Source organism: Streptomyces sp. NPDC040545 (genome assembly GCF_055595065.1).
Genome location: NZ_JBVIWA010000024.1, coordinates 1 through 19,557, shown reverse-complemented (window position 1 = coordinate 19,557; position 19,557 = coordinate 1). Strand labels below are relative to the sequence as shown.

At 70.9% G+C, this 19,557-nt stretch carries 14 protein-coding genes; 7 read left to right on the top strand and 7 right to left on the bottom strand.

Translation table 11 applies throughout. The annotated features are described in order from the left end of the window. Nucleotides 1-46: 46 nt before the first annotated feature. Nucleotides 47-535 (top strand): glutathione peroxidase, encoded by a 489-nt coding sequence (locus ACZ573_RS32830; RefSeq protein WP_356790178.1) that lies wholly within the window; start codon nucleotides 47-49, stop codon nucleotides 533-535. A gap of 78 nt (nucleotides 536-613) precedes the next feature. Here the strand turns inward: ACZ573_RS32830 and ACZ573_RS32825 are convergent, their stop codons facing one another. Together ACZ573_RS32825 and ACZ573_RS32820 are read right to left on the bottom strand one after the other, a co-directional pair. Beyond that, nucleotides 614-1,363 (bottom strand): TetR/AcrR family transcriptional regulator C-terminal domain-containing protein, encoded by a 750-nt coding sequence (locus tag ACZ573_RS32825; RefSeq protein ID WP_471311404.1) that lies wholly within the window; start codon nucleotides 1,361-1,363, stop codon nucleotides 614-616. Between the two features lie 81 nt (nucleotides 1,364-1,444). After that, nucleotides 1,445-2,065 carry a DedA family protein gene (locus ACZ573_RS32820; protein WP_471311400.1) on the bottom strand — a complete coding sequence of 207 codons (621 nt, stop codon included), beginning with the start codon at nucleotides 2,063-2,065 and terminating at the stop codon, nucleotides 1,445-1,447. A gap of 183 nt (nucleotides 2,066-2,248) precedes the next feature. Here ACZ573_RS32820 and ACZ573_RS32815 point away from each other — a divergent pair, with 183 nt between their 5' ends. Continuing rightward, nucleotides 2,249-3,556: a sensor histidine kinase gene (locus ACZ573_RS32815; protein WP_471311397.1), complete on the top strand. Its 1,308-nt coding sequence runs from the start codon at nucleotides 2,249-2,251 to the stop codon at nucleotides 3,554-3,556. Nucleotides 3,557-3,623: 67 nt separating this feature from the next. On the opposite strand, the gene ACZ573_RS32810 is transcribed toward ACZ573_RS32815, so the two are convergent. The 3 genes from ACZ573_RS32810 to ACZ573_RS32800 all read right to left on the bottom strand — a co-directional run bounded on the left by ACZ573_RS32810 (nucleotide 3,624) and on the right by ACZ573_RS32800 (nucleotide 7,871). Beyond that, nucleotides 3,624-4,316 carry a PIG-L deacetylase family protein gene (locus ACZ573_RS32810; RefSeq protein ID WP_314252157.1) on the bottom strand — a complete coding sequence of 231 codons (693 nt, stop codon included), beginning with the start codon at nucleotides 4,314-4,316 and terminating at the stop codon, nucleotides 3,624-3,626. A 208-nt stretch (nucleotides 4,317-4,524) separates the two neighbouring features. Continuing rightward, complete coding sequence (locus ACZ573_RS32805) at nucleotides 4,525-7,071, bottom strand: ABC transporter permease (protein WP_471311393.1); 2,547 nt, start codon at nucleotides 7,069-7,071, stop codon at nucleotides 4,525-4,527. Continuing rightward, nucleotides 7,071-7,871: an ABC transporter ATP-binding protein gene (locus ACZ573_RS32800; RefSeq protein ID WP_471311390.1), complete on the bottom strand. Its 801-nt coding sequence runs from the start codon at nucleotides 7,869-7,871 to the stop codon at nucleotides 7,071-7,073. Before ACZ573_RS32800 ends, ACZ573_RS32805 begins: the two co-directional genes overlap by 1 nt. A gap of 276 nt (nucleotides 7,872-8,147) precedes the next feature. Here ACZ573_RS32800 and ACZ573_RS32795 point away from each other — a divergent pair, with 276 nt between their 5' ends. From ACZ573_RS32795 to ACZ573_RS32780, 4 genes are all read left to right on the top strand, one after another. Next, nucleotides 8,148-9,122, top strand: a complete 975-nt coding sequence (locus ACZ573_RS32795) for an ATP-binding cassette domain-containing protein (RefSeq protein ID WP_471311387.1) — start codon at nucleotides 8,148-8,150, stop codon at nucleotides 9,120-9,122. Then, complete coding sequence (locus ACZ573_RS32790; protein ID WP_471311385.1) at nucleotides 9,119-9,937, top strand: ABC transporter permease; 819 nt, start codon at nucleotides 9,119-9,121, stop codon at nucleotides 9,935-9,937. The genes ACZ573_RS32795 and ACZ573_RS32790 overlap by 4 nt, the downstream gene beginning before the upstream one ends. 210 nt (nucleotides 9,938-10,147) lie before the next feature. Beyond that, entirely contained in the window at nucleotides 10,148-11,440 is a 1,293-nt protein-coding gene (locus ACZ573_RS32785; RefSeq protein WP_471311383.1) for a nucleotide sugar dehydrogenase, read from the top strand. A 54-nt stretch (nucleotides 11,441-11,494) separates the two neighbouring features. Beyond that, nucleotides 11,495-12,475: an NAD-dependent epimerase/dehydratase family protein gene (locus tag ACZ573_RS32780; protein WP_471311381.1), complete on the top strand. Its 981-nt coding sequence runs from the start codon at nucleotides 11,495-11,497 to the stop codon at nucleotides 12,473-12,475. Between the two features lie 160 nt (nucleotides 12,476-12,635). Here the strand turns inward: ACZ573_RS32780 and ACZ573_RS32775 are convergent, their stop codons facing one another. Beyond that, nucleotides 12,636-13,370: a thioesterase II family protein gene (locus ACZ573_RS32775; RefSeq protein WP_471311597.1), complete on the bottom strand. Its 735-nt coding sequence runs from the start codon at nucleotides 13,368-13,370 to the stop codon at nucleotides 12,636-12,638. Between the two features lie 262 nt (nucleotides 13,371-13,632). Here ACZ573_RS32775 and ACZ573_RS32770 point away from each other — a divergent pair, with 262 nt between their 5' ends. Then, the gene (locus tag ACZ573_RS32770; protein ID WP_471311379.1) at nucleotides 13,633-16,266 is read left to right on the top strand and encodes a helix-turn-helix transcriptional regulator; all 2,634 of its coding nucleotides are present in this window, start codon (nucleotides 13,633-13,635) and stop codon (nucleotides 16,264-16,266) included. A gap of 58 nt (nucleotides 16,267-16,324) precedes the next feature. On the opposite strand, the gene ACZ573_RS32765 is transcribed toward ACZ573_RS32770, so the two are convergent. Continuing rightward, the coding region (locus ACZ573_RS32765) for a type I polyketide synthase (RefSeq protein WP_471311376.1) at nucleotides 16,325-19,557 on the bottom strand (3,233 nt) is incomplete at its 5' end.

Here is a 19,557-nt window from a genome sequence, read left to right as displayed (position 1 = left end):
CCCCTAAGCTCGTAGGCATTGCCTACTTCTCGCCCAGGAGAGCCCGATGAGCCTTTACGACATCCCGCTGACCACCCTGTCCGACGAGCCCACCAGCCTCGCCGCCCACAAGGGCAAGGCGATCCTCCTGGTGAACACCGCCTCGCAGTGCGGGCTCACCCCGCAGTACTCGGGACTGGCCCGCCTGCAGTTCACGTACGAGGAGAAGGGCTTCACCGTCATCGGCGTGCCCTGCAACCAGTTCGGCGAGCAGGAGCCCGGCAACGCCGAGGACATCCAGACCTTCTGCGCGGCCGGCTTCGGCGTCACCTTCCCGATCCTGGAGAAGTCCGAGGTCAACGGCGAGAACCGGCACCCGCTCTACGCGGAGCTGGTGAAGACCCCGGACGCCGACGGCGAGGCCGGGGACGTCCAGTGGAACTTCGAGAAGTTCCTGATCTCCCCCGCCGGCGAGGTCGTGGCACGCTTCCGCCCGCGCACCGAGCCCGAGGCCCCCGAGGTCATCGCCGCGATCGAGGCACACCTGCCCGCGTAGGCGAATCCGTACGGATGCTCTGCCCGGCCGGCTGCGTCGTGCCTCTCCCGCAGCCGGCCGCGGCGTGTTCCGCCGCGGTCAGGAGCCGGGGCCGGCAGGGCCGTGGCCGGCCAGGCCCACCTGCCGCTCGATGCCGTCCAGGAGCCGGGCCACCCCGAAGTGGACCACCGGCTTCACCGCGCTGTCACCGGACCCGGCCTCGGCCGCCGGGCCCCCCGCGGACAACAGGGCCGCCAGGGTCGGGAACCGGTCCGTCTCCACGATGTTCTCCAGGACCTTCGCGTATCCCAGCCCCATCGGCACCAGGTCCGTGGAGAACCGGGCGAGGTCCCGTACGGCCGAGGAGACGAACATCGCCAGCGCCGCCATGTCCTCGTAGCCGAGGCCGGTCTCGGACAGGCTGCGCAACAGCGTCTCGAACCAGGCCAGCTGATTGGGTCCGATCGGGGGGTTCTTGATCTGGATCCGGACCAGCCAGTTGTGCCTGCGGTAGACCTCCCAGAGCTCCTCGACCCACCGCTCGACCTCGGCCCGCCAGCCGCCGGTGACCTCGGACATGTCCGGCGGGCTTCCGCAGGCCACGTCGGCCATCACATCGACGAGCTGGGCCTTCCCCGGGACGTACCGGTAGAGCGACATCGTCGTGTAGCCGAACTCGCGCGCGACGCGCTGCATCGACAGTGCCTCGAGACCTTCCGCGTCGGCGATGTCGATGGCGGTCCGGACGATCCGCTCCACACTCAGTTTCGGCCGGGACCCGCGTGGCGCCCGGTCCACCACGGCCCACAGAAGATCGAGGCTGCGCTCGGCAGCCTCTGGCTCGTTCACTCCTGACACGCTGCTCCCCGTCACCGCCCGGCCCCGCCGGAACCATCCGCCGGCCGCCCACCCTAGTGCTGTGACCGACTTCTAGCGGCCCGGTCCGGAGGCGCCGGCGGACGTCCCGCGGCGGCGCGCGACGCAGACGCTGATCACCGTCCCGACCCCGGTGGCCAGCAGCAGCCCGGTGAGCGGGTCGTGTGTGAGGCCCGCGCCGCCCAGCCCGCCCAGTGCCGTGACGTAGACCGCCCAGGCCGCCGCCCCCAGGGCGTCCAGTGCCACGAACCGGCGCAGCGGAAAGCTCAGGCTGCCGCTCGCGAGGGTGGACGAGACGCGGCCGCCGGGCAGGAACCGGCCTGCGACGACCAGGGCCGTGCCGTGGCGCTCGACGAGGTGGTGGGCCTGGGCGAGGAGCCGGCTACCGCGCTCGCCGCGCAGCAGGCGGGTCCTCGTACGCGGTCCGGCGAACCTGCCGAGGCCGTATCCGAGACAGTCGCCGAGCAGCGCCGCGCACGCGCCGAGGAGGGCGAGGAGGGCGAGCATCCCCGGGTCGGGGCCGATGAGCGTCCCCACCGTCACCACACCCGTCTGGCTGGGCATGAAGGGAATCAGCCCGCCCAGCCCGATCACGGCGAACAGGACCAGCCACGGCCAGGGCGAGTCCAGCGTCCCACGCAGGACTTCGGCCGTCTGGTCACTCCACTCGGACATGCTCACCGCTCCAGGGTGCCCGCCGGCGCGGACCGGGACCAGCGCCCCACACCCCCCTTGTCCGGTGTTGCTGGGTACACCCCTTGATAGGGGGTGCCATCGCATGACCTGGGGCGTTCGAGACGGCAGACTTTGGACGGGACCGGACGGGACGGAACAGAGAAGGCCGAGGGAAGAGGACGGATGAGGATCCGCAGGACACTGCTGGCCGGAGCCCGGGGGCTGACCCTGGCCCTGGTCTCCCTGGTGGGCTCGGTCGTGCTCACCACGCTGATGATGGTGTCCTTATTGTGGACGGTGACCGGAATCGGCGTGGTGACGACGCCGATCGTGCTGTCGTGGCTGCGGGGGTTCGCCAACTTCCGGCGCGTGTGGGCCCAGTCCTGGTGCGGCCTGACGATTCCGGCGGGCTACAAGCCGCTTCCGGAGCCGTCGCGGCCGGGATTCCGCGCGCAGGGGAAGCGGCTGATCGCGATGCTGCGGGACCCGGCGACGTGGCGGGAGCTGCTGTGGCTGTGGGTGGACGCGTCCGCGGGCTTCCTGCTGGCACTGCTGCCGGCGGCGCTGCTCGCCTACGCGCTGGCCGGCTTTGTGGTTCCGCTGGTCTACGGACTGTCGGGCGGGCGCGCCCACATCATGGGTCTGGGGCTGATCGATCTGTCGCGGCCGGGGGCGCTGGTGCTGCTGCCGGTCGTCGGGGCGGCGCTGCTGGGCCTGGCCCTGCTCGCCAACCCCTCCTTCATCCGGGCGCACTTCCGGGTCGCGGGCGCCTTCCTCACTCCGCCGAAGACCGAACTCGCCGCCCGCGTGGCCCATCTGGCCGAGTCGAGGCACGACGTCGTGGACGCCTCGGCCGCCGAACTGCGCCGGATCGAGTGGGATCTGCACGACGGCGCGCAGGCGCGGCTGGTCGCCATAGGGATGACGCTGAGCGCCGTCGAGGCCCTGATGGACAAGGATCCCGCGAAGGCCCGGGAGTTGCTGTCGCTCACCCGCCAGTCGTCGGCGGACGCCTTGACGGAACTGCGCGATCTTGTCCAGGGCATCCATCCACCGGTGCTGGCCGAACGGGGACTGGGAGACGCCGTGCGGGCGCTGGCCCTGCGGATGCCGATGACCGTGGAGGTGCAGGTGGACCTGTCCGGGCGGGCCGAAGTGCCGGTGGAGACGGCCGCCTACTTCGCGGTGAGTGAGCTGCTCACCAATGCGGCCAAGCACGCGGGGGCCGACCGGGTGGGGGTGGCCATCCGGCACACGGGCGGCCTGCTGGTGGCGGAGGTGGCGGACAACGGGAAGGGCGGCGCCGTCCTCTCGTCCGGCGGCGGGCCGGGCCCGGGCCCGGCCTCGGGGAGCACCGGTCTGTCCGGTATCCGGCGGAGGGTGGGCGCCTTCGACGGAACGCTGGCCCTGGACAGTCCGGCCGGGGGCCCGACCGTGGCCCGGCTGGAGATCCCCTGTGTGCTGTTCCCGGCGGAGAACCCGGCGGGCTGACGGAGAGCGGGAACGGCCGGAGCCGGACGCCCAAGGCGTCCGGCTCCGGCCGTTCCCGTGCGCATGGTCAGAGGACGGCTCGGATCAGTTCGAAGGCCTCGGCGAGCGGCCTCGTCACCTGGGACCCCCGGTACTCGGCCAGGGCGCGCACACCGCGCTCGCTGCGGGGGTTGGGCCAGGGCTCCAGCTCCTTGCCGTACGCGCGCAGGGCCTCGATCTTGCGCTCCAGGTGCTCCTCCTCCAGCGGCTGCCAGACGGTGGGCCGGAAGGCCGGGGTGATGCCCGAGGCCTCTCCCGTGTCGGTCGCCGAGCGGATCTCGAAGCTGCGGAGCTGTTTGACGCTGCCGCGGCCGGGGCGGCCGGCGATGCGCGCGGCGCGGCTGATCAGCTGGTGGTCCAGGCTGAGGTCGGCGAGGCTGGTCGTGAAGATGGTGTCCGGCCGGAACTCCCGTACCTCCTGCTCCACTCGGCGGTTGATCTCCAGCTGGCCGACGGTGTCGAGCCGGTTGTCGCCGAACTCGTGGACCGTCAGGCGCTTGATGCCGAGGATGGCGGCCGCGGACTCGATGGCCGTGACCCGGTTGGTGGCTGCGGCGCCGCGCTCGCCCGCCACCGCGCGGGAGCCGTCGTCGTTGGTGAGCACGCACAGGCTGACGGTGACGCCCTGCTCGGCGAGGTAGGCGATGGTGCCGCCGGCTCCGAGCGTCTCGTCGTCGCCGTGCGCACCCACCACGAGCAGTTTGCTGATGCTTGTCTCCACTGGATCCCCCGGGAAGCAAGTGAGGGCGCGCCCGGACGTCCGGGCGCGCGGCGATAGGTTCGCATTCGGGTTTCGGCTGAGTCTGCGCAGGCACCAAAGGGTGTCAGGACCAGGCCAGATGCGGCCTGATCCTGACACCGACCCGGGTCTCGGGGGTACCCCTATTCTGGGGCGACCCGGGCGTTTACGGGGGGCCGTGGGGCCCTCGTCACTGCATCTGCCCGGCGGCCTGGACGGCCCGGATCCGCAGGGCGCGGCGGGTCGGCACGATCGTGGCGGTGAAGGTCAGCAGGGCTACGAAACCGACGATCCCGAGGTAGACCCCGATGGACCCGCGCGGGACCACCAGATCGAAGCGGGAGATCAGGAAGGGCAGCAGCCCCACGATCGCTCCGATGGTGCCGAGCAGGAGGCCGGCGAAGGCGACGACCCCGGCTTCCATGCCGACCATCCGCAGGACCTGCCTGCGGGTGGAGCCGGCCAGCCTCTGGAGTCCGAATTCCCTCGTCCGGCGGACGGTGGAAGTGACCAGGGAGTTGACCACCGCGAGGGCTCCGAAGCCGATGACGACCACCACGACGAGGTAGTTGGCGAGGACCTCGGTGTTGAAGGCGGAGGCGTAGCTCTCGGTGAGGACGTCGCGGTCGGCTGCCTGGGATCCGGGCTGGGTCGCGGCGAAGGCCGCGAGCGAGGCGGTGACTTCGCCGACGCTCACGCCGGGCTGGGCCTTGACCATGATGCGGGTGGGCTTGCCCGTGTTGGTGTGCTGGGCGAGCAGGTCCGCCGGAAGCAGGATGCTCTCGAACCCGTCCTTGGCGGCGAAGAGCGCGGCCACCTTGAAGGTCGCCTGGGTGCCGTCGCCGAGCCGCATGGTGATCTCGTCGCCGACGCCGCGCCCGAGGGACTTGGCGTGCGCCTCGGCCAGCGCGACGGAATTGCCGCGCAGGTTCTCGAGCGAACCGGCCGTGGGGGTGACGGGCGCCGTGCCGGCGGAGCCGGTGGCGGTGATGCCCTGGACGGGCCAGCCGTCCTTGGTCTGCTTGGAGTCCTTGGGGCTGTCGACGTAGCCGATGCTGCTGACGAACTCCGAGGCGGCGCCCACGCCGTTCAGCTTGCGGACCTGGTCGAGGGTGCCGGGGCCGAAGCCGCCGGGCGGAGCGATCAGTGCCGCGTCGGCGTGCATGGTCTCGGAGTAGCGCTCCTTGGCCATGGTCACCTCGGTCGTCCCCATGTAGAGGTCGGCGCAGGCGATTCCGGTGAGCAGCATGACGGGGGTGATGACGGCCGCGACACGGGCGGCCCGCGCCCTGGTGTTGAGGGCGGCCAGGGTGCCGGAGAGCCCGAACAGGCGCATCGGCAGGCTGAGTACGGCGAGCAGGCCCTGGGCGATGCGGGGGCCGAGGAGGGCGAGGCCCATGACGAACAGGGTGGTGGAGGAGCCGGCGGTGCTGCCGGCCATGGGGCCCTGCATGACGGTCACGGTCAGCACGCCGGTCGAGGCGCTGCCCAGGAAGCAGAGCAGGGCGAAGAAGATCCGGGCCTTGCCGAGCGGGCGGCGCTGGACGTCGGCGTCCGCGAGCGCCTCGGTGGCACGGACCTGGGTGGCCCGGCGGGAGGCGATGGCCGCGGCGCCGAGGGCGGTGCCCAGGGCGAGGGCGGCGGTGGCGGCGATGGAGACCCAGCCGAGGTGGAAGGTCATCTGGGCGGAAGCCACCTGGCCGTCCACCAGCCGGTCCATGATCCAGCGGCTGAGCGCCGGACTGGGCAGCACGGCCAGGGCGGTGGCCACGATCGACAGGACGAACGTCTCGCTGAGGATCATGCGGCGCAGTTGCCTGGGCACGGCACCGCTGGCGCGCAGGAGCGCCATCTCGCGGTGTCGCTGCTGGACGGCGAGGGCGAGGGGAGAGGCCACGCCGAAGAGCGCGACCGCGGTGACCATGCCGCCGAAGACCACGGAGACGATCTGGAGGTTCATCGTGAAGCGCTGGGCTTCGGGGAACTCGGCCTGGCCGCGGTCGTCACCGGTCAGGACGAGCGCCTTGTGCTCCGTGGCGACTGCGGCGACCTGCTTGGCCAGGTCGCCGGCGGAGACCCCGGGCTTGGGCAGGACGGCGATGACCGAGGCCTTGTCCTTGCGGGGAAGGAGCCCGGTGATCTCCGAGTCCGCCAGGAACAGGGCCTGCTGGCTGGTCACGCCCTTGTTCTGGGCCAGGCCCACGATCTTGTACGTCCGGTCGGTGCCGGCCACGGTGATCTTCGCCTGGTCTCCTACCCGGAAGCCGGCGCGCTGGGCCAGCTGCCGGTCGAGGACGACCTCGCCGGCCTTCTCGGCTCCGGTGCCTTCGGTCAGGGTGTAGGGCGCGAGGGCCGCGGAGCTCCAGCCGTGGCCCACGGTGGGCACATCGGCCTTGACCGCGTCGTTGCCCTTGATCAGGCCTGCGGGGAGCGAGACATCGGCAACGGCCTGCCGGACTCCCGGCAGTTTGCCGATGGCGTCGGCGAGGGACCGGTCGACAGGGACCCGTTCGGGGAGTTTCACCTCGGTGCTGCCGTCGGAGAGCGTGTAGGCCTGCTCCCCGGCGACGACCACCGGAGCGGCTGCCAGTCGCTCCGGCGGGACGACGTTGCGCAGGCCGGACTCGAAGAGCCCGCCCCAGGACATGAGGAGCACGGAACCGAGGAACATCGCGAGGAAGCTGGCGATGAAGCTGCCCCTGCGGAACCGCAGGGTGCGCATGGCGAGCAGGAACATCAGGCGGCGCTCCCGTGCGTGTAGACACCGGCGGGCTGGGACTCGAGGCGGTCGGCCCCGAGGCGGGCCAGGTGTTCGGCGACCACACTCACGGTGGGCTGGTAGATCTCACCGGCGAACTGACCGTCCGCCAGGAAGACGACGCGGTCGGCGTAGGAGGCCGCCACGGGGTCGTGGGTCACCATGACGATCGTCTGACCGCCTGCCCGTACGGCGTGCCGCATCAGGTTCAGGATGGAGGCGGCGGTCTTGGTGTCCAGGGCGCCGGTCGGCTCGTCCGCGAAGATCACCGCGGGCTTGCTCACCAGGGCACGGGCGATGGCCACCCGCTGCTGCTGGCCACCCGACATCTCGCCGGGCCGGTGGTTGCGCCGGTCCTTGAGTCCCACCTGCTCCAGCACCGCCCGGACCTCGGCCCTGTTGGGCTTGCGTCCTGCCAGCTGGAGGGGGAGGCACACGTTCTGCTCGGCCGTGAGCGCGGGCAGCAGGTTGAACGACTGGAAGATGAACCCGATCTGCTCGCGGCGCAGCAGCGTCAGCTCCGTCTCGCTCAGACCGGCGAGCTCCCGGCCGGCCAGCTGCACGGAGCCGGAAGTGGGCTCGTCCAGCCCGGCGGCGCACTGGAGCAGGGTGCTCTTGCCCGATCCGGAGGGGCCCATGACGGCGGTGAAGGCCCGCCGGTGGAACTCCATGGACACGCCGTTCAGCGCCGAGACCTGGTTGTCGCCCTGGCCGTATACCTTCCGCACGTCCACCAGCCGGATCACGGCGTCCACGACAGCGCTGCTGTAGCTATCCACGTCACATCTCCGTAGTCATCGGTCCCCGTCGTTCTGTGGTCACCACGCTACGAAGGCGGTCGGTCCGGCAACACGGGCGTAAGAGGTGTCCGCGGGGTGGTGCCAGCAACACCCCTACCCCCCACCCAGAGGCACCGGCGCAGTGCTTCCCGCACCCCCTATCCCTTCGGGCCGGACCCCGCTCTTGAGCCGGTTTCCGTTGACCGCCCCCACCTGTGCCTGTACAACACAGACAGAAAGTTTATGTCATATACAAGCTCAGAGAGGGGAATATCCATGGCGGACACCGCGCCCCCTATCGAGACAAGCAGGCTCGGCAAGTCGTACGGGAGTGTCACCGTTCTCGACGGGATCAGCCTCAGCGTCGATCGGGGCACGATGTACGCCCTGCTCGGCCCGAATGGCGCCGGCAAGACGACCACCGTGCGGATTCTCAGCACGCTCATCACCCCGGATTCCGGATCCGCCTCCGTGGCCGGCCACGACGTGGTCCGCAATCCCCGCGACGTCCGCGCGTCCATCGGCCTGACGGGCCAGTACTCCGCGGTCGACGGAGGCCTGACGGGCCGGGAGAACCTCGTCATGATGGGCCGCCTCTACCACCTGGGCCGGCGTCAGGCGCAGCGCAGGACGGAGGAGCTGCTGGAGCAGTTCGACCTCGGACACGCCGCCGCACGCAAGGCGAAGACGTACTCGGGAGGAATGAAAAGGCGTCTCGACCTGGCCGCCAGCCTGATCGCCGCCCCTCCTGTGCTCTTTCTGGACGAGCCCACCACGGGCCTCGACCCGCGCAGCCGCGCCACCATGTGGGACATCATCCGCAGCCTGCTCCACAACGGCGTGACCATCCTCCTGACCACGCAGTACCTGGAGGAGGCCGACCAGCTCGCGGACCGGATCGGCGTGCTCAGCGGCGGCTCGCTCGTCGCCGAGGGCACCGCCACCGAGCTCAAGGCACAGGTGGGTGAGGAGCGCCTCGAACTCACCTTCCACAGCGAATCCGACCTGGTGGCCTCACTGACGGCGCTGGGCGGTCAGGCCCTGCGGCACGAGCGCCTGCGGCACGGCCTCAGCGTTCCCGTCAGCGGCGCCAAGCACCTGAAGGGGCTCCTGGACCGGGTCGAGGAGACCGGGAGCGAGATCGAGCACATCACGCTGTCCAGGCCCACCCTGGACGACGTGTTCCTGACCCTGACCGGCAAGAACGCCCCCGTACCGGGGGCCGAGCGGGCGGAGGCCCCATCCGAATGAGCACTCAGGCAGCCGAGCAGCCGTCGCCCCCGCGACCGGTCCCGCACTCCCGCTTCTACTGGGCCCTCAGCGACACCTCGGTCCTGATCGGCCGGAGCGTCAAGCACGCCCTGCGCAACGGCGAGCAGGTCATCGTCTCCACCGTCCTGCCCCTCCTTCAGCTGCTGGTGTTCCGCTACCTGTTCGGCGGTGCGATCAACACCGGCGATGTCGACTACGCGGGGTACGTGATCCCCGGTGTGATCATCATCAGCATCGGCTTCAACGTCTCCAACACCTCGGTGGGCCTCGCCAACGACCTCCAGGAAGGCATCGTGGAGCGGTTCCGCTCCATGCCGATCGTGAGCACGGGGATGCTGACCGGGCACGTCGCGGCCTCCGTCGTGCGCCACTGCATCTCCATCACCGTCGTGATGCTGCTGGGCCTGCTCATCGGCTTCGACCCCAAGGCCGGCCTGCTCGACTGGGTGGCCGCGATCGGCCTGCTGCTGGTCTTCGCCACGGCCGCCTCCTGGCTGGCCACGGTGTTCGCACTGCTGGCCAAGACCGTCGAGGGTGCGAGCGGGCTGAGCCTGATCATCGTGTTCCTGCCCTACGCGAGCAGCGCGTACGTCCCCCCGTCGACCATGCCCGGAGCGCTGCGCGGCATCGTGGAGCACCAGCCCTTCACCCCGCTGATCGACTCCGTGCGCGGGCTGCTGCTCGGAATGCCCATCGGCAACAGCGGGTGGATCGCCCTGGCGTGGTGGCTGGGCCTGCTCGTCGTCGTCGTCCCCGTGGCGGGCCTCCTGTTCCGCCGCCGGGCGCTGCGCTGAGGCAAATAGGGGTAGGAATTCATGCAGGGCCGTCCTAGCATCTAGACGGATTTCCGAATGCCCGCGACTTTCCTTCAAGAGAAACACTTCCGACTTTCTCGAAATTCGCCGGGCGCACATCAGACTTTTCAGCGACTTCCTGACGGAGTCCCGTTCTCACCCCAAGCAGCGGAACGCGACTCATCAACACGAGTAGGGGCTGAACAACACATGACATCAGCTGTTCTCGACCAGCCGACAGCCGTATGGCCGGAGAAGCTCACCTCCGTGGCCATCATCGGCATGGGCTATGTCGGACTGCCGACAGCGCTGGGCCTGCACGCCGGCGGCGTCAAGATCATCGGGATCGACCGCGACCAGCGGCGCCTGGACACCATCCTCGCCGGTGAGGCCGATCTCATCGACGCGGACCTGCGCCGACTGGAGAAGTCCCTGCCGCAGGAGACCTTCGAGCTGACCTCGGACATCTCGCGGCTGGCCGAGTCCGACGCGGTCCTGGTCTGCGTGCCGACCCCCGTCGACCGTTACCTGATGCCGGACCTCACGGCACTCGAAGGGGCCTGCGCGGCCCTGCTGGAGCACGCCCGCCCGGGCCAGACCCTGATCCTCACCTCGACCAGCTTCGTGGGCACCACCCGCCGGCTGCTCGTCGAGCCCCTGAGCGCCAAGGGGTTCAGCGTCGGCCGGGACATCGCCGTGGCCTCCAGCCCCGAGCGCATCGACCCGGGCAACGTCACCCACACCCAGGCGGAGACACCGCGGGTCGTCGGCGGGGTCACCCCGTCCTGCGCCCGGCGGGCGGGCGAGGTCGTCAGCATCCTCACCCCGGCGGTCCACACGGTCGGTTCGCCCGAAGCGGCGGAGATGACCAAGCTCTACGAGAACTCCTTCCGCGCGGTCAACATCGCCCTCGCGAACGAGTTCGCCGAGGTCTGCGCCGGCCTGTCCTTGGACCCGATCGAAGTGACGGAGGCCGCGGCCACCAAGCCGTACGGTTTCATGAAGTTCAGCCCGGGCCCCGGGGTCGGCGGCCACTGCATTCCCTGCGACCCGCACTACCTGCTCTGGCAGCTGCGCGAGTCACGCGGTGCCGCGCCCCTGCTGGCCCAGGCCATGGCCTCGATCGCGGAGCGGCCCCGGCAGGTGGTCAACCGCCTGCTGGAGGAGCTGTCCCTGCGCGGACGGGGCCTGGCCGGTACGCGGGTCGCCCTGGTCGGCGTCACGTACAAGCCCGGTGTCCAGGACGTGCGTTCCTCCTCGGCCCTGGAGATCATCGGCCAGCTGACCGCCCGCGGGGCGCACGTCGAGTACTACGACCCGCTCGTGGACCGCCTGCTCCTGGACGACGGGACCACGGCGAGCGGCATCCGCAACCCCCGGGGCGGGGACTGGGACGTCGCCCTGATCCACACCGCCCATCCCGGCCACGACTACAGCTGGGTGACCGACTGCCCGCTCGTCGTCGACGCCACCTACCGATTCGACCCGGTCGGCGCCCCGTAGCGAGGCCGGCCACGGGAGCGCCCCCGCCTCCCATCACGGGGAAAGGACCCGAGCGTGCGATACCTGATCACCGGTGGTGCCGGCTTCATCGGCTCCCATCTGACCGAACATCTCCTCGGGCTCGGCCACGAGGTGACCGTGCTCGACGACCTCAGCACCGGAAGCGAGGACAACCTCGCCGCGGTGCGCGAGCGCCCGGAACTGCGCTTCACCCGGGGAGACGTCTGCGACCCGCAGACCGTGAACCGCGCGATCGAGGGGGCGGACGGGGTCTTCCACCTCGCCGCGGCGGTAGGGGTCTTCACGATCCTCGCCAAGACCCTCAACAGCCTGCGGACCAATCTCACCGGCACGGAGACGGTCCTGGAGGCCGCCCTCCGGCACGACGTCCCGATCCTGGTGGCCTCCACCAGCGAGGTGTACGGGAAGAACACCAAGGACGGGCTGACGGAGACGGACGACCGGGTGGTCGGTTCCCCGCTGCTCGACCGCTGGTCCTACGCCGAGGCCAAGGCGCTGGACGAGACCTTCGCCCATCTCTACGGCACCGAGCTCGGGTTGAGCACGGTCATCGTCCGGTTGTTCAACACCGTGGGCCCCCGCCAGTCCGGACGCTACGGCATGGTGGTGCCCCGGTTCATCGAGCAGGCGCTGGCCGGCGAACCCATCACCGTGTTCGGCGACGGCCAGCAGACGCGCTGCTTCTGCCACGTGCACGACATCGTCCCCGCGCTGGTGACGCTGCTGCAGGACAAGAGCCTGCACGGAACGGTCTACAACCTCGGCAGCCCCGAGCAGGTGAGCATCACCGAGCTCGCCGAGCGAGTGGTGTCGGCTGCCGATTCCTCCAGCACGCTGGTCAAGGTGCCGTACGAGGAGGCCTACGGGGCCGGGTTCGAGGACATGCAGCGCCGGATCCCGGACTGCACCAAGGCGCGTGACGCGTTCGGCTTCCTGCCCACGCGCAGCCTCGACGACATCATCGAGGCAGTGATCGCCGAGCGGCGCCGGCCGAGCGCGGTGCCGGCGGCCTGACCGGCCGGCGCGGACCCCGGAACCGGAGTACCGGTCCGGCCGGCCGCCCCGGCCACCCCGGCCGCCGGAAGGCCCGAGAGGGGCGCCCCGCATGAGGCGGGGCGCCCCTCTCGTCGTCCGTCCGGGCCCGGCCGCCGCGCGGTGGCGGCGCCGCGCACGGTCAGTGGACCGGCGCCCAGGTCATGACGGACCGCTCGACGACCTTCAGTACCTCCTTGGCCTGCGAGTTGAGGTAGAAGTGGCCGCCGTCGGCGAAGACCTCGACCTCGCAGGGCCCGGTGGTGTGCTCGGCCCAGGCCGCCGCCTCCTCCAGGCTGGTCACCGGGTCGCTGTCCCCCACGAGGACGGTGACCGGGCAGCCCAGCCGGGCGCCCTCCCGGTGGCGGTAGGTTTCCACGGCCTTGTAGTCCCCGCGTACCGCGGGAAGCACCATGCGCAGCAGCTCCTCGTCGCCCAGCACCGCGGCATCGGTGCCGCTCAGCTCCTTCAGGGCCGCGACCAGCCCCTCGTCGTCACGCTGGTGCACGTACTCGTCGCGCCGGCACGACGGCGCACGGCGTCCGGAGGCGAACAGGCCCAGCGGTGCGACGCCTCGGCGCTCCAGGTTCCGGGCCACCTCGTAGGCCACCGTGGCGCCCATGCTGTGCCCGAAGAGGGCCAGGGGACGGTCGGTCCAGGGCAGCAGCGCCTCCGTGACCTGGTCGGCCAGTTCGTAGATGTCGTCCAGGCACTTCTCGGCCCGCCGGTCCTGGCGTCCCGGGTACTGGACCGCGAGGACGTCCAGGCCGGGCGCGAGCGCCTGGGCGACCGGGAAGTAGAAGGTGGCGGACCCTCCGGCGTGCGGAAAGCAAACCAATCGGAATTGGGCGTCCGGGGCGGGATGAAATCGCCGCATCCATACGTTGCCGTTATCACTGATAGTTGACACGAACTAAACGTCTATCAGCCCTCCGGGAGGCGATCAACCCCTATCCTGCGACCCCGACGACCCCCGCCCGTGAACACCGAACCCCCCGTGGCGGCAGGGCGACCACAGGTGCGACACAAGCGGAACACTAAATTCATGAGTCGCGTCCGAGACCCCTCCGAGACCAAAGAATCACTTGGGTTACGCTGCAGAGGCAAGCCACACAGGCTTCAACTCAACGGGGATAGCTATGCCATTGGAACCAGTCGGAGCGGCGGCGATCCTACGGGATCAGCTCACCAAGGTGATGACCGGGTCAGGGCGCCTGGTCATAGTCAACGGGGGACTTGCAAGCGGAAAAACCACGCTCCTCAACTCATTCGTCCAGGATGCACACGTACGGGGCATCACCACCCTCAGTGCCGCCTGCGCGCGGGACGAACACGCCCTGGATTTGGGTGTTGTGGACCAGTTACGCAAGAGCGCGGACCTGCCCGCCGCCGTCTCGGAGCGGCTGGCCCGGCTGCTCGGGGACAACGACGCGCACCAGCGGCGCCGGCTGGGGGCCTGGCCGGGCCCGGGCGTCGGCGACCAGGACATCCAACTCGTCCGTGAGATATGCGACGTCTTCCTGGAAATGCCGGATGAGCGGCCCGTCGTCGTCGGGGTGGACGATCTGCAATTCGCCGACAAGCAATCCATGCACTTCTTGCTTCAACTACACAGAAGGATCAGGTCTTCGAGGCTGCTGCTGGTACTCACCCAGTGGGACCGCCCCCACAAGAGCCTGATGAAATCACACGCCGATCTCACCCGGCACGCACACGAAACGATTCAGCTCCGCGCACTGTCCGTCGCATCGGTCTCCGGTCTCGCCGAATCCGTGGCGGGCCGTGAGGTCAGCGCGGATACGGTCCGGCAAATCCACGATCTGACCACCGGAAATCCACTGCTGGTCAGTGCCCTGATCGACGACTGGACCGCGGCGGGTGCAAAAGGAGAGGGAAGTCCGGCGGCCGGCCCCGCCTACTTCCAGGCGGTCATGGACTGCCTCCAGAGATGGGACGCCATTCACCTGGAGACCGCCCAGGCCGTGGCCATCCTGGGCGAGCGGAGCACACCCGAGCTCATGGCCCCACTGCTCGGCACGAGCACCCACACCGTGAACGAGGTGATCGAGGTCCTCACGGCCGCGGGCATCCTCGAAGGCGGCCGTTTCCGCTTCGCGACCATGGCGGAAACCGTCCTCGCGGTCATGTCGCCCGCCGATCAGGCCCGGATGCACAGCAGAGCGGGTGAGATGATCCACCTGCGCGGGGGAAGCGTGTCAGTCGTCGCCCACCACCTGCTGGCCGCCGGATCGACGCCGGACGAGTGGGCCCTGCCGGTACTGCGCGCCGCCGCCGAGCAGGCCGAGGGTACCGGCCGGGTCGAATTCCTGGTGCAGTGCCTCGAATTGGCGCTGGCCGCCAGTTGTGACGATCGGGAACGCACCTCTCTGATGCGGATGCTCGCCCGAACCAACTGGCGCCAAAACCCGCTGACAACAGCGGTCCATCTTGAACCGGTGCGTCACTCGGTTACCGAAGGTACAGCGGATTCCCGGGATTCCGTGACCCTGGCCCGGCATGCCCTGTGGAACGGGGAACGGGAGTTGTTCTGCGAGGCCTTCGAAGCCCTGACCTGCTCCCAGGACGTACGCAACGACAGGACCCGTGCGCTCATCGGCCTTGCATACCAGTGGTACTTCGCACCGTCCAGCACCGAATGGTTAAACCCGAGCAAAGACCGCTCGGTCGGTGTCAACGCGTGGACGCGCATTGCCTGCACTCTGGCCCGGGTATGGACCCATGGCCCGGACGACGAGGTCATAGAGACCGCCGAGCAGATCCTGCGCAGCTGCCGCCTCGACGACACCTCGCTCGAGGCCATGGCTACCGCGATCATCGCCCTCGCCTCGGCCGACAAGTCCCAACGGGCCGGATGGTGGTGCCGTCAGCTCATCCAGGAAGCGGAGCGCCAGGGGGCACCGACCTGGTGCGCCATGCTCACGGGGGTGTCCGCCTGGATCATGCTGCGCCGCGGTGACGCGGAACGGGCCGCCGAGCAGGCGCAGAAGGCGCTCGACCTGCTCGACCCGGCGGCCTGGGGGGTGGCCGTCTCCCTGCCCCTGAGCGTCCTGGTCCTGGCCAGCACGGAGCTGGGCCTGTTCCCGGTGGCCGGCCGCGCCCTGCGCCACCCCGTACCGGATGCGATGCTCGGCACGGCCGGCGGCCTCCAGTACCTGTGGGCCCGCGGCCGCTACCACCTGGCCACCGGTCGCGCGCTGGCCGCTGTCAGCGATTTCACGGAGTGCCAGGAACTGACCCGGGAATGGGGGGTGGAGTCCCACATCCTGGCTCCGTGGCAACCCGACCTGGATCTGGCCAACGCCCAGCTCGGACACCCCGGTCCGCGCCCGTCGCAAGCCGGTGCCGACACCTACTTGCAGACGTCCGCGGCTGCCCCGGCGGTCGGCCCGTACACCCGGGTCTCCGAGCAGCGCCGGGCCCCTGCGGTCGAATCCACCCAGCGGGGACTGACGGCCGTCGCGGACGGCAGCGCGTCCGACGATCCGGGCGACTCCACGACCGTCCTCAGTGACGCCGAGCAGCGCGTCGCCAACCTGGCGATGCGCGGGAAGTCCAACCGGCAGATCGCGAGCCTGCTCTTCATCACCGTCAGCACGGTGGAGCAGCACCTGACGCGGGTCTACCGCAAGCTCGGGGTGAAGGGCCGCAGCGATCTCCCCCAGGACCTCGAGCTGGCGGCGGGCTCCGGCGAGGAGCGCTCGTACGGCTCGAAGAGTGCCTATCACGCCGAGATCAGCACGAGATTCGCCTAGCGCGGTGACGCCGAAGGGGGCCCGGTGATCCCGGGCCCCCTTCGGCGTTCGTCCTCCCCTACGGTTCCAGGGTCTCCAGCTCCTCGTCGAGGATGCCGAACAGCTCGTCGGCGGTGACCCCGCTGATGTCGTCCTCCGCCGCCTTCCGGTGGGCCTGCCACCGGGCCAGGAGGGCCTTCAGACCAGCCGCGACCTCCGCGTGCTCGGTGTCGTCGGGCCGGGCCTCGGCGAGCGCCCGGTCCAGTTGCCCGAGCTGCTCGCTCAGGGACCGCGGGGCCGGCTCCGGGGCGGCGGCGGCCTGATCGGCCGCCAGCTCCTCTTCCAGCCGGGCGGCCAGCGCCTGCGCCGACGGATGGTCGAAGACCAGGGTGGCGGGCAGCCTGCGGCCGGAGAGCCCGTCGAGACGGTTGCGGAACTCGACGGCGGTCAGGGAGTCGAAGCCGATGTCGAGGAATCCCTTCTCCGGGTCGATCGCCTCCTTGCGCTCGTGGCCGAGCACGCTCGCCGCCGTGGCCCGGACCAGGTCCAGGACCGCGCGGGACCGCTCCTCCCCCGCCAGCTCCGTGAGCCGCCTCCAGGCGCCGTCCGCACCCGTGGCTCCCGCGGACCCGCGCCGGGCGGGGACCCGCACCAGCCCGCGCAGGACCGGTGGGACCCCTTGCGGTGCCCGGGCCAGGGCCCCGAGGGCCAGACGTACGGGCACCAGGGCCGCGGCATCGGTCGCCAGGGCGCGGTCGAAGAGGGCCAGGCCCTCCTCGGCGGACAGCCCGAGCACGCCCGAGCGTGCCATCCGTACGACGTCGGCCTCGGCCAGCGCGTCCGCCATGCCCGCCCCCGACCACAGACCCCAGGCCAGTGACTGTCCCGGCAGTCCGAGGGACCTGCGGTGCTGTGCCAGCGCGTCCAAGTACACGTTAGCGGCCGCGTAGTTCGCCTGGCCGGGGGCCCCCAGGGTGCCTCCGGCGGAGGCGAACAGGACGAACGCCGACAGGCCGGCGTCCTGGGTGAGCTCGTGGAGGTTCCACACGGCATCCACCTTGGGGTGCATCACCGCGTCCATCCGCGGCCGGTCGAGGGCCGTCAGCACGCCGTCGTCGACCACGCCGGCGGTGTGCACCACGGCGGTCAGCGGCCACCGGGCGGGCACGCTGGCGAGCAGCTCCCGCAGTGCCTCCCGGTCGGCCGCGTCGCAGGCGGCGATCCGCACCTCGGCACCGAGCTCCTCCAGCTCGGCGGCGAGCCGGCCGGCGCCGGGGGCGTCCGGCCCTCGACGGCCGGTCAGCAGCAGCCGCCGTACGCCGTGCCGGGTGACCAGGTGGCGGGCCACGAGGGCGCCCAGCGTGCCGGTGCCGCCGGTGATGAGGACGGTGCCCTCCGGGTCGATCCCGCGTCCGGGCTCCGCTGCGGGCGCCGCCGCCCTGGCCAGGCGGGGGACGAGGATCCTGGCGGCACGGACGGCCAGTTGCGGCTCGTCCGTGCGGGCGGCGGCCAGGACGGCGGCCGACGGGGGCGGTCCGACGGCTCCGGGTTCCAGGTCGAGGAGTACGAACCGGTCGGGGTACTCCAGCTGGGCCGTACGCAGGACACCCCACACGGGGGCGTGCACCAGATCGGACACCCCCTCGTCGGGGCCGGTGGCGACGGCCCCCCGGGTCACCGCCACCAGCCGGGAGGAACGGAACCGTTGGTCCGTCACCCAGGCCTGCGCCAGCTCCAGCATCCGTACGGCCGCTTCACGGGAGTCCGCGGGTCCGCCGGGCCCGTCCTCCGGTGCGGGGAGCACCACGAAGACCACCTCGGGGACGGTGCCGCCCGCCGCCACGGCCGCTTCCAAGGCCGCCCAGTCCGCGTGGATGGGGACCGCGGCCGCACCGGCCGTGGTGAGTCCCCCGGCCAGCAGGTGGACGTCGGCACCGAGCACCGCGAGTGCGTGCGGGGCGGGCGGCAGCTCCGCCGCCGCCTTCCACGGCACCCAGTCGAGGGTGAACAGCGAGTCCGCTCCGGCCCGCGCCCCGGCGGCCAACTGGTCGGGGGTGATGGGGCGCAGGACGAGCCGCCCGACGGACAGCACCTCCCTGCCCTCGCGGTCCGCGGCGGTGAGCGAAACCGCCTGCTCACCGGCAGGGGCGAGCCGCAGACGCAGCGAGGCGGCTCCGGCGCCGTGCAACTCCACGTCGGACCATGCGAAGGGCAGGGCCGCATGGTCGGCTGTCGGGCCCGCAAGCCCGATGGCGTGCAGGCAGGCGTCGAGGAGGGCCGGGTGCAGTCCGAACCCCTCGGCGGCGGGCCGCTCCCGCTCGGGCAGATCGATTTCGGCGTAGACGTCCTGGCCGAGGTACCAGGCCCGGCTCAGCCCCTGGAAGGCCGTTCCGTATACAAGTCCCTGCTGTGCCAGGCCGTCGTACCGTTCCGTGACGTCGATCTCGACGGCCCCCTCGGGGGGCCACACGGCGGGTAGGGGCGACAGGGGTTCGCCGGCGGCCGCGGCCAGGCGTCCGGCGGCGTGCCGGGTCCAGTCCTCATCCGGATCGGCGTTCTCGGCCCGCGAGTAGACGGTGACCGGCCGGTCGCCCCCGTCCTCCTCGGCGCCCACCACGACCTGGATCCGGACGCCCCGGTTCTCCGGCAGCACCAGCAGGGCGTCGAGCGTGAGTTCCCGCAGAACGGAGCAGCCGACCTCGTCGCCGGCGCGGAGAGCGAGCTCCACGAGGCCGGATCCGGGGAAGACGACCGCGTCCTGGACCATGTGGTCGGCCAGCCAGGGCTGGGAGCGCACCGCGAGACGTCCGGTCAGTACGACGCCACCGGAGTCCGGGAGTTCAACGACGGCACCGAGCAGCGGGTGGTCCGCCGCGGTCTGCCCGGTCCGGCTCGCGTTGCCCTCGCCGGCCACGGAGGGGGCGTCGAGCCAGTAATGCTGCTTGTCGAAGGCGTAGGTCGGAAGCGGGACGCGTCGGGGTGTGTGTCCCGCCGCGGTGAAGTACCCCGCCCAGTCCACCTCCACCCCGCCGACATGCAACGCCCCCAGCGCCGCAGCCAGCCGCGAACCTTCCCCCCGCCCCTTCTGCATCAGCGGAACGAATACCGCGCCTTCACCCGAGACGCTCGCCTGGCCCAGCGCGGACAGCACCGCGTCCGGACCCAGCTCCACGAACCGGCCCACACCCTCCGCCTCCAGAGCGCGGATGCCGTCACCGAAACGGACGGCCTCACGGACATGACGCACCCAGTAGTCAGGCGTGCACAGTTCCCCGCCGTCCGCGACAGCACCGGTCACGTTCGACACCACCG